The sequence below is a fragment of the Ferroplasma acidiphilum genome, assembly GCF_002078355.1.
In the GTDB taxonomy this organism is placed as follows: Archaea; Thermoplasmatota; Thermoplasmata; order Thermoplasmatales; family Thermoplasmataceae; genus Ferroplasma; species Ferroplasma acidiphilum.
The window spans coordinates 1,699,678-1,712,721 of sequence record NZ_CP015363.1 but is presented as its reverse complement, the minus strand read 5'-3'; the positions used below and the strand labels follow the sequence as shown (position 1 = coordinate 1,712,721).

The 13,044-nt window shown below is 37.8% G+C and carries 14 protein-coding genes; 3 read left to right on the top strand and 11 right to left on the bottom strand.

The genetic code is table 11. The annotated features are described in order from the left end of the window. Positions 1-37 precede the first annotated feature (37 nt). The gene (locus fad_RS08595) at positions 38-670 is read left to right on the top strand and encodes a helix-turn-helix domain-containing protein (protein WP_009886884.1); all 633 of its coding nucleotides are present in this window, start codon (positions 38-40) and stop codon (positions 668-670) included. Between the two features lie 30 nt (positions 671-700). On the opposite strand, the gene fad_RS08590 is transcribed toward fad_RS08595, so the two are convergent. The 6 genes from fad_RS08590 to fad_RS08565 form a co-directional block, all read right to left on the bottom strand. Next, positions 701-1,177 carry a hypothetical protein gene (locus fad_RS08590; RefSeq protein WP_009886883.1) on the bottom strand — a complete coding sequence of 159 codons (477 nt, stop codon included), beginning with the start codon at positions 1,175-1,177 and terminating at the stop codon, positions 701-703. A 29-nt stretch (positions 1,178-1,206) separates the two neighbouring features. Continuing rightward, positions 1,207-1,839: a DUF2249 domain-containing protein gene (locus fad_RS08585; RefSeq protein ID WP_081143067.1), complete on the bottom strand. Its 633-nt coding sequence runs from the start codon at positions 1,837-1,839 to the stop codon at positions 1,207-1,209. 102 nt (positions 1,840-1,941) lie between these two features. After that, entirely contained in the window at positions 1,942-3,141 is a 1,200-nt protein-coding gene (locus tag fad_RS08580) for an NnrS family protein (RefSeq protein WP_081143066.1), read from the bottom strand. A 180-nt stretch (positions 3,142-3,321) separates the two neighbouring features. Next, positions 3,322-4,737: an MFS transporter gene (locus fad_RS08575; protein WP_009886880.1), complete on the bottom strand. Its 1,416-nt coding sequence runs from the start codon at positions 4,735-4,737 to the stop codon at positions 3,322-3,324. A gap of 68 nt (positions 4,738-4,805) precedes the next feature. Further along, the gene (locus fad_RS08570; RefSeq protein ID WP_236940570.1) at positions 4,806-5,669 is read right to left on the bottom strand and encodes a DMT family transporter; all 864 of its coding nucleotides are present in this window, start codon (positions 5,667-5,669) and stop codon (positions 4,806-4,808) included. A gap of 141 nt (positions 5,670-5,810) precedes the next feature. Then, positions 5,811-6,953 (bottom strand): geranylgeranyl reductase family protein, encoded by a 1,143-nt coding sequence (locus fad_RS08565; RefSeq protein ID WP_048074044.1) that lies wholly within the window; start codon positions 6,951-6,953, stop codon positions 5,811-5,813. 263 nt (positions 6,954-7,216) lie between these two features. Between fad_RS08565 and fad_RS08560 the strand changes: the two genes are divergently transcribed. Next, complete coding sequence (locus fad_RS08560; protein ID WP_148285726.1) at positions 7,217-7,921, top strand: hypothetical protein; 705 nt, start codon at positions 7,217-7,219, stop codon at positions 7,919-7,921. A 57-nt stretch (positions 7,922-7,978) separates the two neighbouring features. Beyond that, entirely contained in the window at positions 7,979-8,947 is a 969-nt protein-coding gene (locus fad_RS08555) for a phosphate uptake regulator PhoU (protein ID WP_009886876.1), read from the top strand. On the opposite strand, the gene rpiA is transcribed toward fad_RS08555, so the two are convergent. The 5 genes from rpiA to fad_RS08530 form a co-directional block, all read right to left on the bottom strand. After that, positions 8,942-9,610: a ribose-5-phosphate isomerase RpiA gene (gene rpiA, locus fad_RS08550; protein WP_081143065.1), complete on the bottom strand. Its 669-nt coding sequence runs from the start codon at positions 9,608-9,610 to the stop codon at positions 8,942-8,944. The two genes, fad_RS08555 and rpiA, sit on opposite strands and share 6 nt — an antisense overlap. Positions 9,611-9,643: 33 nt before the next feature. After that, entirely contained in the window at positions 9,644-10,540 is an 897-nt protein-coding gene (locus fad_RS08545) for a 4-hydroxybenzoate octaprenyltransferase (RefSeq protein WP_081143064.1), read from the bottom strand. 68 nt (positions 10,541-10,608) lie between these two features. Then, positions 10,609-11,475, bottom strand: coding sequence for a hypothetical protein (locus tag fad_RS08540; protein ID WP_081143063.1), 867 nt, complete (start codon positions 11,473-11,475; stop codon positions 10,609-10,611). 8 nt (positions 11,476-11,483) lie between these two features. Then, positions 11,484-12,134, bottom strand: a complete 651-nt coding sequence (locus tag fad_RS08535; protein ID WP_155951154.1) for a helix-turn-helix domain-containing protein — start codon at positions 12,132-12,134, stop codon at positions 11,484-11,486. A gap of 100 nt (positions 12,135-12,234) precedes the next feature. Further along, positions 12,235-12,990, bottom strand: a complete 756-nt coding sequence (locus fad_RS08530) for a class I SAM-dependent methyltransferase (protein WP_081143061.1) — start codon at positions 12,988-12,990, stop codon at positions 12,235-12,237. Between the last annotated feature and the right edge of the window lie 54 nt (positions 12,991-13,044).

The following is a 13,044-nucleotide window of genomic DNA, read 5'->3' as shown; positions in this document are numbered from 1 at the left end:
ATTTATTACCTATTTTGAAATTAATCGCGGGACAGTTTTGATAGAATTGGATATAGAATTCAGGGAGCCAGTGGAATGGATTAAGGATATTGTTAAAACACATTCAGCCAGCATTAAAATCAGGGATATCCGCATGGGCAGGAATGGGGCAATGGACCTTTTAGAAATATTTCTTCCTGAAGGGAAGATGGAAAATTTTTCACATGAAATGGAAAGCAGGACAAAAACAGCTGGAAATAACTTTGCCATAGTTGATACCAGCCATGCAACTGCAATTGTTGATGCACACGAATGCAGCATATGCAGTACAATATTGAACTGGGATCTGTTCCTTACAGCCGCATATAGCAATGATTCAGGCAATATCAGAATGAATTTGCTCGTCCCCGACGAGGCAACAATAAATGGTTTTACTGACAGGCTGGAATCTGATGGCATTAAATTTGAAATTCTCAGAAAAAGGGCATTATCAAAAAAGAATGATATAACAGCCAGGCAGGAGTATGTAGTAAGAACAGCATTTGAACTTGGATTCTTTGAATATCCTAAAAAAATTAACCTGGAAGGGCTTTCCACCCGGCTCAATGTCTCTTATGTCACACTTGCTGAAATATTAAGGCGGGCTGAAAAGAATATTATCTCATCTTATTTTAAGGGAAAAGAGAGATAACAGGTTACAGGTATCCACAGTAACAATTAATCATGGAGAACCATGTTTTTTGTTTTTATACGGGTCTCTGGAAATCATTACAAATATGTTGATCAGATGGATCAGCATGGAGACAATGATAGCCATAAGGCCTGTTATGGCAAGTGGTTTTCCGATCCCATAGCTTCCTACCCCTGAAAATCCAAGGAAAAGCGAGAACCCTAGAAAAAACAGCACTACACCTATATTTAACAGTATATACTCTATATGCACAGTATTGTTGGCCATCGCACTATTTTTTGCGATTCCGGATGAAAACATGTATGAAAGGCCAAATATTATCATCACCACACCGCCAAAGAGCCACATAACGAAAATAGGATCACGATGCATGTTAAGCGAAAATATTAGATTCACGGCAAAAATTACCAATCCTGCTAGAAAATAGACGAAACTGGTTGCAATAAATCTCAGCACAAGTTTCACGTCTATTCTCTCCTGCATTCTCTTTTCCACACTTGATTTCATAATTAATTACCTCATTAACCTGAACATGTTCAAATATATTTCTTCGATTCCAGTTTTTCTTTTACCTCGAGATGGTCCTTTTCATCCGGTACTGGAGAGACTACATGAAAAGCTTCCATATCGGTGTTTGCGAAGACCCCGCGCTTTTCTCCGGCATGTACTATTACAATGCTGCCGGGGTGTATGTTTATTTCCCTGTCTCCAGCAACCATGCTCCCGTTTCCCTTAAATACAGAGAATATGAGGTCTGTGGATGGAGAATGCACAGGAATAAACTGGCCTGCCTTAATATAGGTTATAATAACCCTGTAATTCTCCCCTGTGTATACGGTAACGGGATTAAACCTATCTGGAAGATAGTTTCTTTCCTGGTCAATGTCTGTTGCCAGAAAGTTTTCATTGACATTTTCATGTTCAAGTTTTTTAAAAATTCCTGTGAATGTACCATCTTTATCTGTTAATGTCCTGTAAGCTGCCACATCTACAGGCAATTTATGGCTTTTCATGCTTCCCAGAAGGTGTACCGGATCATGGTCTGCAATAACATGCAGTTCCTGCCCCTGCCCTAGTGCAAGGAACCGTTCAAAAATTTTGCTACGCCTCTCACCTGGAGCTATATTCCTGATATCAATTTCTATGTAATTATTTTTTATATTTCCCATATTCCCCAATTAAATGATGCCATAATAACAAAATCCCTGTATTTTTAGGGTGAAATTCAGAAATAAATTATTATGGTTTATGCACACTGCGCGCATCCCGGCTCAGTCAGGGCTAACCATAATTTTTTTGATATTATAAACAAATAAAAGAATTGCAAACAGGAGCAGGTAGCCAGAGACATAGGAAAATGTTTCACCCAATGAAGTGTAGGGTATAGCTAAATCGCCAAAAACCCGTGATACATTTGCAATGGTTATCATAATCAGGGGGAGGAATGTAACATTTTCCTGAATTGCTTTTTTCTTGAATGTTAGCGGAAATATTACCGGGCTGTGTGCCACAATAAAGCTTCCGATGAAGCCAATGGCTATGGAATGTGTGGCAGGGTCAAGATAACCATGCCCGATGATTGCCTGCAACATGAAAAGGATGAGGCCAAGTGCAAGCCAGAAAAATGAAATCTGTATCCCGGCACGCATGAAATGCTGGAATCTGCCATTTCTCTTTATTTTTCTGAAAGCAGGGTCAAATTTGATAGAAATACCGGTTAGTATAGCTACAAGAATGATAGAAAGAACCATGGCGAAGCGGCTGATAAATTTGTCCGGAACCTCAACTGAAACAAATGCCATGCCGACTGCAAACCATGCTATGTATGCCTGCAGTGCCATTATACGGGCACCCATTCCCCGTACAAATCCAAGTTCCATCCTCTCTGCGAGAATATAAAGAATAGGGAACAGCAGGGCAAGAAAGGTAAGCTTCACATCACTGTATAGCAGGGAGTTCATGTTTCCTATGGCAGCCAGAGACATGGAGGCAATAGCCGCAGCGAACACCAGCTTTATCCGTTTATCGCCATGATTTACATTGCTTGACATAAACAGCAAAAAGAGGAGAGATGCTGCAACCACCAGCAGAAGCCCTGCATATCTTGCTACTGCATAACTGGATAAAATTCCTAAGGACAATATAAAAACTCCACCGAAAAGAAAAGCTACGATTGGCCTGGAAATTGGAATGTTTCTTATGAGTGGAAACTTTTCCATAAGTTCAAGTTTTTCTGAAATCAGCAGCCCGCCCACTGCTCCAAATACCATCAAATCAGGATGGAAAGTAATTCCATTTGCCAGCGGTATAATCGATGGATAACCATTATTTACCGCCAGTGCAGCAATGCCAGTTAAAAACCCGGCCGCAAGCGAAAGTGCGGAAAGCAATATTCCAATGTATACTATGCGTGGCGGATGCTGTACTGGCAATCCTGCCCCCTTCTTTTTCAAGGCTATAGGATCAGGCATACCAGATGAGTTGTTATGCCCTTATAAGTATCATCCCTAAAATATTAGGTTTATAAATTATCCCTGCCCGCTTCCGGATTAGGGCAATCAAAACTCGCTGTATTAATAAATAAAATATGTGTTGAAATTTTTGAGGCGTTAAAAATTAAATATCATGAATATTCAAATTAAAATATATATTTAATTTATAGTTTTAGTATATTCCTTTTCCCTGGAAATCTCTTCCATTGCCCTTCCCTTCGGTTCTGGCAGGCACAGTATTGTTACTATAACGCCTAATACTGAAAATATTGCAAGTACAGTCATGAGTGATGAAAGCCCAGCGGCTATTATAAACACATCAACAAATGTGCCTATAAAAGCTCCGGTTTTTCCTCCAGCCGCAGATATGCCTGTACCAAACCCTCTTGTTGTTACAGGGAACACCTCTGATGGGAAGACAAATGTTGTAACATTTGGCCCGAACATCATGAAGAAATAGCTAATACCATACACTGCAATGAACTCCACCACAAATGAAGGGGTATCCAGTATAGGAAATAATGCAAGTATTCCGTATGTTACCGCGAGCATTATGAAGCCCGTTATCTGTATCGGCTTTCTTCCAAGTTTATCCAGTGTAAATGTTGCCAGCCAGTACCCTGGCAGGGCAAATCCAATGAACACTATGGCGGAGTATTCCGTAGATCTTATTAAGCCAGACAATCCGGTCTGTGTTATTATGGTTGCGAAAATTCTGCTTGCCATTATGGAGTTTCCGTAAAATGCCCAGTCCATTAAGAACCATGCTCCTGCTGTCCCTATTAATGTAATAAGGAATTTTCTATCCTTAAAGAGGGTATACCATGGAGCATTTACCTCCTCTTTATTTTTAGAGACAGCTACATCTATTCCGGTATAGGATTTAAGATTCTTTGAAGCCTCCGCAGCACGCCCTTTTGCAACAGTATATCTCGGTGGTTCAGGCATTTTTCTTCTGTAGTAAATTACTATTGCAGCGGGGATGGCTCCTACTGAAAGCATTATTTTCCAGGCGTCTGCCAGTGGAATAATCTTCGTGCTCAGTAAAAATGTAAGGGCAAGCAATGAAGAAACTACTAAACCTATGCTTTGCATTGAAAATACCATTCCAACATATTTTCCCCTTGTTTTCATATTGGAATATTCTGCCATTATAACAGAAGATGTTGCATAATCACCGCCAATGCCTACTCCCAGCAAAAATCTCCATGCCATTAAAGCGTAGGGGTTTTTAAACGATAGGAATGCACTTCCTAAAGCACCAATTACAAGCAATACCAGTTCCAGGCCATAAATAGCCTTTCTGCCAAGATAATCGAGCAATCTGCCAAATGCCAGCGCACCAAGTACAGCAGCTATCAGTGACACAGACCCTATAAGGGCTATTTCTGTTTTTGTAAGGTGCCATCCAATCATTGGAAGTATTGCGAGCACCGTTCCTATAATAAACAAATCATAGGCATCTGTGAAAAATCCCATCCCTGCTGTCAGAAAAGTTCTGAAGTGGAACTTTCCTGTGGCATTATCCAGTGCCTGGTTTATTGCACTTATATTACCTTCATTTTTATTATCCATATTCTCATAGAAATATAGTCACTACATGAATAAATATTTTCCATATAAATTATATAGTAATATATAGGCTATTGTGGAATATTTATAGAATTCTTTGTTTCTACGTATTTATGCAATGTTTCAATCAGCATTGCCACCACTATGATAATGCCACCAAGTATTATATCCATAGTTGGAATTTCTTTGAGGATCAGTATGGATGATATAACTGCAAATACAGGTTCCCCAACATATATTACTCCTGCTGCAGTTGGTTCTATGTATTGCAGGACTCTCGTATTTATTAATATGGCAAAGAAACTGGCGAAGAGGGCAGTAAATACTATTGTAAAAATGACTATGGGTTTCAAAAGCCCGGAAGGTTCCCAGCTAAACGGAACAAATATTGATGATAAAACTCCAACCATCAATAACTGGTAAAATGTGAAAACCATGCTGTCAAGGTATTTTGTATATTTAAATACATATGCGGTCTGCAGCCCATAAAAAATGGCACAGAAGAAGGTAAGTATGTCTCCGAAGGTATATGCTGAACTGAATTTTAGCGATGACATGAGTATAAGCCCTATGAAGCCAATACTAACAGCGATAACATCTACTTTGTTTAATTTGATTTTAAGGTATAATAGCGATATGATTGGCAGCAAAACGACATACATGCCTGTGATAAGCCCTGATTGGGATGATGTTGTGTATTCAAGGCCAACTGTCTGTGTATAATATGCCAGAAAAAGCAATATGCCGCCCACAATTCCAAGTATTACGTTCTTTCTTTCAATTAACATTTTATTTTTAAACACTATGGGCAGCATGAGTGCAGCTGAAAGGATAAACCTGAAAGACAGAAGCATCACAGGGCTTATATACTGAAGTGAAAGTTTCATTATCGGAAATGTTGCACCCCAGATCACCACAACAGAGATTAGAAGCATAAAATATAGCACTTTGCCCTGCATTTTTACTTTAATATTTCATGCCTAATTAATTTAGCCATATATTTTTTATGCGGGCGACTATTAACTATAAATTATACGGAAATTCAATGTTTTCTAATACTATTTGCTAAAAGCCTATCATCCGCCGAACAGGAAATATTTTATCAGCTGTGGTTTTCTCATAAGTATTGAAAACACAACTTTCGCTGGATAATCTATGTCACCCAGGGAATTTATCCTGCGTATAATATCTTCCCTGTTAATAGTATCATATATTTTATTCAGCAGGGTATCGTTTGTGCTTATCTTTGAAAAGTATTGTTGAATTTTTGCATCTATAAAAAGTTCCCTGCCAATTTCACGCTTCCAGAGTTTCTGATAAGCCTTTAATGCATCTTCCGAGAAATTGTTTCTATTGAAACTCTGATCTATTGCAGTATATGCGTTTTTAGCCGAAATTATTCCTGTATATATGCCACCACCAGATAATGGCTTAACTATTCCTGCAGCATCGCCCAGAAGCAATGACCTGTTTCCATAGGTTTTGCTTAGATAATTGATGGGTATTGGCCCGGCATTTATTCCAAGTATCTGGGATCTGTTGAATTTTACATTGATATTCCTGAAATACTTTATGGCTGTCACATGGTCAACTCCCACGCCTATCCTTGTAATTTCTCCTGACGGGACTGCCCATCCAAAAAACCCCTTGCTATTCTCGGAACCGATGAAAACATTTACATCGTCCTGGTCATCGAGGTGGAAAGAGGAATCAACCTGGTAAGTTGAAATTATTTTTTTTGGCCTTTCGTAATTGAGTGAAAGTCTTATCCTGCTGTTTGCACCATCAGCACCAACTATTATATTGGCCCTGGCATACTTAATTTCACCATTCTCCCTGTATTTTACCTCTCCGTATGAATCGTTAACCTTGGCATCAAGCACCCTTGCATTTATCCTTGTGTCTGCCCCTGCACCTATAGCCATTGCAGAAACATCCTTGTCAAAGTCATCCCTGTACATAACTATTGTTTTCTCTCCCTTCGATATGTGTATGCTCTTGCCATTCGGGAAAAAAACGTTTGCTCCGTGGACCTCATTTACCATTGACCGTGAATTGACATATTTAAATACCCTTTCAGATACAAGCCCCGTGCATTCAACGGGTTTGCCAACTTCCCTGTGTTCCTCAAGCTGCAGAACTTTATACCCATTTCTGGAAAGCAGGTATGAAAGATATGAACCGGAAGGTCCTGCTCCTGAAACAATTACGTCGTACACAATAAATGATATTAATATGATATTTATATTATTACACACTGTTATGTTTTCCAGATATTATGCAATATTACAATCCGATCAGGTGAAATTTCTGTAGCAATATAAATTTATCTGTGTTCTGCCTGGCGATACCGGCATATTCCGGATTTTTTTTGATAATATCAGTCTTCTGCATAGTTAAGAGGCATGCTTCATCCACATTATAGATGCACAGTGGAAAAATGATGGAAAATATTTATATTATAACACACTACAAAAAAATAATGCAGGCAAGAAAATTCCTAACAGATCACAATAGAATATTCATACCATTAATATCAATACTTTATTCCCTTATGATATTCACAATATCCTTGTTTTACGCTTTTCTAATTCTGCTTATTTTTTCAATTCCCGTTGTAATTTTCCTGTTGATGCATTTCTTTGGCATGTACAGATTCAAGCCAAGGCTATTCGGGGGCATAGTAATCTTACTTGTTGTACTTATGATATCTGCCGGCATATACTCTACCTACGTTTATGATCTAAACGGCGTAACTACCAGTGATATAAACGGGACTTCCTTAAAGACATCTATAACGCCATTCTCAGGTGTAGATCATAACTACAATATTACGATCACCACAAATTACACAGGATCTTTGAATAATTCATACCTGTACATATATTCCAGTGGAATATATAATAAAACTGTACATTATTCCAATTTAAACCATACGAAAAATGGCAATATTACAACAATGTACTACGATACTAAGCTGCCATCGGGGCTTTACGACACTAATTATACAATTAACAAAACTCTGACAATAACAAGTGCAGGCCCTGTGAATGTGCCGAGATTAACTTTCTATGAGTTTTATGTTTTTGCACTGGCAGATAAATATATAGCATCTATAGGTGTAATGTACATAGCAGGGATAGTAGCAGCATATTTCTTCAGCAAGAAAAACCTTGCTGGAAAATAAATTATATAGTTTTAAATTTAATAGATATTTATATATAGTTATTTCAGATATATATACATGCAATCAATAAGAAAGATCCAGTTAACAGGAGGTTCAACATATATAGTTTCTCTGCCTTCAAAATGGGTAAAAAATAACAATCTTCAGAGGAGCAGTGAGATAAAAATTGAAGAATCACAGAACCGGCTTATTCTTTACGGAGATGTTGGTGTAAAAACAGAGATAGAAAAACATTTAATCCTGAATTCAAAGATGGATTCAAAAAGCATCGAACGGGCATTGATATCTCTTTACATTTCCGGTTACGATACACTGGCCATAACAAGCTCATACTATATCAGTGATGAAACAAGGGAAGCCATAAAGAAATTTTCAAAACTGGTTATAGGCATAGAAATATTTGAGGAAAATTCCAAAAAAATTGTTCTGCAAAATGTATTAAATTCAAATTCCTACCCGATTTATAATTCTATAAAGCGTATGTCACTTAATGTTGAATCAATGATTTACGACACGATAAAAGGGATTAATGACATGGACAATGACCTGTTAAAAAATGTAATTGAAAGAGACGATGAAATTGATCGTTTCCAGTGGTACATTTACCGTGAAGTAAAAGGCAAAAGTTGCGAAGACCCCAATAGCATATATTACCTGATTATATCCCGGATACTTGAGAGAATGGCAGACCATACAGTAAATATATGCAAAATATGGCTGGAGAGGAATGATACTGATATACCGTATAAGAAGGTAGTTGAAAACCTATCATTTTCACTTGACCTGTATAAGAAGTCAATGGCACTCTTTTATTCCAAGAAATATAACGGGCTCAATGATATCATATCATTCAAAAAAACCATAATGGACCAGAAGAAGGAATTGCTGGACCTCGGGAAATCATCAGATATAGCGACCATATCATTTTCCTCGGAGGAAATATCAAGGATTGCTCTGTACTCAACAGATATAGCGGAACTTGCAATGGATATGGTTCTATCTATGCAGAATGAAACAACATTATGATTTCTGGAAGTCCATAACCCTGCATTTCTCATTTTCGCCTATGAATACCTTTGTTGTAATCCCACTGAAGATGCCTACTTCAACAACTCCGGGAATCATCTTTATCTTTTTTTCCAGTGCAACATCCGTAAAATCGAACCTGCAGTCCAGTATATAGTTGCCGTTGTCGCTCTTAAAATTTTTTCCATCCCTGAAAGTAGCTTTGCAACCTGTTTTTTCAATATTCTTCTTTGTCACATCCTCCATAAAGGGCAAAACCTCAACAGGCAATGGAAAACTATGCAGTTTTTCTGAAAACTTTGAATGGTCAGCCATTATGTAAACTTCTTTACTGTTATAAGCAACAATTTTTTCCCTTACAAGTGCACCTCCACCACCCTTTATTAAGTTGCCACTTCCATCAAATTCATCTGCACCATCAAAATCTATTTCTATCCCTTCAAGGTTGTTTTCTATTTTTATGCCATAGGATTTAGCCAGGTCAGCAGTCCTCAATGATGTTGGGACACCGGTAATACCTGTGATTTTTCCAGATTTAACAAGTTCCCCGAGCCCATCAAGAAAGTATTTTGTTGTTGACCCGGTTCCTAGCCCGAGTTTCATATTGCTATGTACATGCTTCAATGCCTCCATGGCAGAAACTTTTTTTTCATTTTCATACATAAACTTATATTGTATAAGGCATAATTAATTTTTTTAAATTGCCGGCAAACCCAGGGCCACATCTATTATAATTCCAAGGGCGAGAACTACCGAAGCATATATATTATAATAAAATGCCTTTCCAAAATTACCCCTGTATGCCAGTATAAAAGCAGAAAGCATTATTGCACCATGCAGTGTGGTTGTTGCATATGACAGGATACCAAGCCTGTAAACAATATCTCCGGCAAAAGCCAGTGAGACAGACAATATCTGGTTCAACCCTGCAAATTGCAGTGCCCTGTCGCCTAGCAGTGTGGCGAAGCTATGCAATTTATTTTCCCTGTCATATTTTATATCCGGTATATGGTTATAAAGATCAAAGCCGAGGGCCCAGAATATGGTGGCGAATACGAAAAACCATGGCATATGGTAAATTATGTAAACAGGTGAATGCAATCCCACAGCTGCTATAGCCCCTGCCATTACGGATAAACCCTGTATTGAGGCTATCTGGTAGTTGGCAAATGCAGTATGCCTTTTCATGTACGGGTATGTCATGATTACCAGTGCACCCAGGGGCGAGATGGAAAAGGCTAAAATATTGATAAAGTAAGTAGAAATAAAATAACCTGCAAGGCCAATTGCTATCAGTGCATAGGCATTTTTCACGGTTATCACGCCAGTTACCAGTGGCCTTGTCATGGTCCTTGGATTTTTAGCATCAATGAACCGGTCCGCAAGGTTATCATTTGTCATTCCTGCTATCCTGACAAAAAACAGGGCGAAGAAAATTAATATAAGAATCCTGATTGCTGGTATTTTCCTTACAGCAAGGAAAGCTCCCAGGTATGCCATGGGAAGGCTGAAGAAAGTCTGTTCCATCCTAAGGAACCTCAATATTATGTAAAGTTTTCCCTTTTTATCCTTAGCTCCACCAGGATCCCACATCTGGCTATATTAAAGAAATATTAATAAATATTATTAAAAGCTATTTAAATTCTAATTATGGCTGTATTCTAGAAATACTGTAGGAAACCCATATTGCCATTCCTGAATCCGTAATAATGCATTAAAAATCCGGCCATGAGTGAATATTCCCTTCCGATGTGTGCAGAAGCTATTCCGGAATTCCACGGCTCTGTGCTTTTAATTCTTATGCCTGTTCCTTTCAAATTATCCAGAATTGTAATAAATACTGGTTTAAAATCATGGACCTTTCCACTCATATGCCTGCCTGCAAAAGCACCCTGCCTCATTGAGAGCTCACCACACTTTGCATTCCAGTCAAGTGCATCGCCTATAGCGTATGTATTTTCGTTCACCATTAAGTTTTTATCCACATTTATATAATTTCCAAATATATTAGGGCTGCATTCAGGCAACAAAAAATCTGCATCCGGAGATAACGGAACGCCTGAAAGAGCTAAAAATTTCCTGACCTTTATTTTTACTTCTTTCCCCAGGAATGATAAAAAATTGCCACTGTAACCTGCATGGATACCAGCTTTATTCAACTTTAAAATATACTGTATTAATATATAATCATCATATTCATTTTTTGAGCCAAGGTACATATTGTTGTACAGATGGCTTTTTGACATAAATTCAATCTGACTTTCCCTGTTGCATCCAGTTGAAATCACAAGCTTCTCAGGATAATATTCATGCCTGTCCGTCTGCACATAGGGCTCCTCAATATCCACTTTCTTTATACTTTCCATTATGGATGCCGGAATATTCATTCCTATGTCCCTGGATTTGCCATGGTACACGGAATTACGTTTTGAATCAATTATTGCTACGTGGCTTTTGTCCCTGATTCCATAATATGCATTAATTCCCCCGTAGCCTCCACCCAGTATAAGCACACTGTACTTTTCCATAGGGACTTCTATTCATTATAAATTTGTGATTTATCCTTTGAAACAAGTTCAGTATCAAGAAAATATTTTAATGATTTGCGTATAATTAAATCCAGAGTTGTTGGCGGGATATTCAATATAGCAGAGAGCTCAAGCAGGTTAATGCGCTTTGGCACATCAAAAAATCCAAGGTCATATGCTTCTTTTACAACAAAGAGGGATTTTTTATCTACACTGGATTTTTTGTAAATATTAACAAACACATCACTTCCTGTTTTCTCTTTCAACTTTTCTGAAAGTTCCCTTACCAGTTCCATGCTGGCTATATGCATGTTCCAGATATTGTTTCCCTCTTCTATTTTCTCTTCCTGCTTATAAACGGATTTTCCACTTTCTGAATAATTTTTCAAAATTCCAAGCACAGGGCATTCGGCTGTCGTTAATTTTATTATGAGTATATTTCCATTGTCAAATAGGGTTTCTACACCTTTTACTCCCTGGCTGGATTTTAACGATATCAAAATTTTGTCAAGATTCCCATTGTGATAATAGATTTCTGCAATTTCATAAAGAAGGCCTTCATGTATCTCCTTTTTGATGACCCTTGAATTAATATTATACTCAGAATATAACCCGCTAAGGGAACAACCTTCATTTTTCATCTTAACCTTGACATTCACACGATTTCACTCCTTCCACATTAAATTGCATACTGGATAAAATGTATATTACATTAAACACTTATAAACATTATCATTTAAAAATAACAATTGTTCCATGTCATTGTATCTCTTTTACTCCTGTTATTACCACCCATGATTTTTGAAACGATTTTCCATCCCATTGTATACTGGATAGAAATTCATCACGTGCATTTTGGAAATACTCTAGAGATTTTTTTCCTTCAGGGGAATTAATTTCAACAGGGTAAAGCCATTGTTCAAAGGATACCCTCCTGCTGTATACCTTATATTTTAAACCGGTAAATCCAGCCCGGGAAAGAATGCGAATCCATCCGTCTGTGGATGCTGCATACATGTGGGAATGATCTCTTATTCTCTCAACTTCATTCAGGTCATTGATTATGCTATCAGGGACGGTCATATCGTCTATGCCTATCATTCCATTTGCCTTTAAAACTCTAAAAGCCTCAGATGCAAATTCATCCTTATCATCGAAATGGTGTGCAGCCCTTCTGCATGTTACAATATCAAATTTTTCATTTTCAAAGGGCATGGAGTCTACATAGCCTTTTACAGGGAATACATTATGCAACCCGTTTTCTTCAGCCAGTTTTGCAGTTTCAAGTAGCATATTGTCAACCATATCAAGGGCGTAAACCTTCCCTATTTTCTTTGCCAATCTTATGGCTGTAAACCCTGACCCTGTAGCGGCATCAAGCCCTATCATGCCTGCCTGTGGAGATAGCATTTCCATAAGGATATCCAGATCTCTGTCCTTTGCATGGGACTGGCTTTTAGCATAATTTTCAGAATTTTTGGAAAAGAATTCTTTTGTATTGCTATATTTATCCATGGTTAAATATGCTCAATAAATATTTAAGGTGTCTGATGTAGCTTTTCATGACCA

Coding starts and splice junctions, on each gene's coding strand:
- fad_RS08590 (WP_009886883.1), bottom strand. CDS start 1,177: ATGAAATCAAGTGTGGAAAAGAGAATGCAGGAGAGAATAGACGTGAAA.
- fad_RS08585 (WP_081143067.1), bottom strand. CDS start 1,839: ATGGGAAATATAAAAAATAATTACATAGAAATTGATATCAGGAATATA.
- fad_RS08580 (WP_081143066.1), bottom strand. CDS start 3,141: ATGCCTGATCCTATAGCCTTGAAAAAGAAGGGGGCAGGATTGCCAGTA.
- fad_RS08575 (WP_009886880.1), bottom strand. CDS start 4,737: ATGGATAATAAAAATGAAGGTAATATAAGTGCAATAAACCAGGCACTG.
- fad_RS08570 (WP_236940570.1), bottom strand. CDS start 5,669: ATGCTTCTAATCTCTGTTGTGGTGATCTGGGGTGCAACATTTCCGATA.
- fad_RS08560 (WP_148285726.1), top strand. CDS start 7,217: ATGCAGGCAAGAAAATTCCTAACAGATCACAATAGAATATTCATACCA.
- fad_RS08555 (WP_009886876.1), top strand. CDS start 7,979: ATGCAATCAATAAGAAAGATCCAGTTAACAGGAGGTTCAACATATATA.
- rpiA (WP_081143065.1), bottom strand. CDS start 9,610: ATGTATGAAAATGAAAAAAAAGTTTCTGCCATGGAGGCATTGAAGCAT.
- fad_RS08545 (WP_081143064.1), bottom strand. CDS start 10,540: ATGTGGGATCCTGGTGGAGCTAAGGATAAAAAGGGAAAACTTTACATA.
- fad_RS08540 (WP_081143063.1), bottom strand. CDS start 11,475: ATGGAAAAGTACAGTGTGCTTATACTGGGTGGAGGCTACGGGGGAATT.
- fad_RS08530 (WP_081143061.1), bottom strand. CDS start 12,990: ATGGATAAATATAGCAATACAAAAGAATTCTTTTCCAAAAATTCTGAA.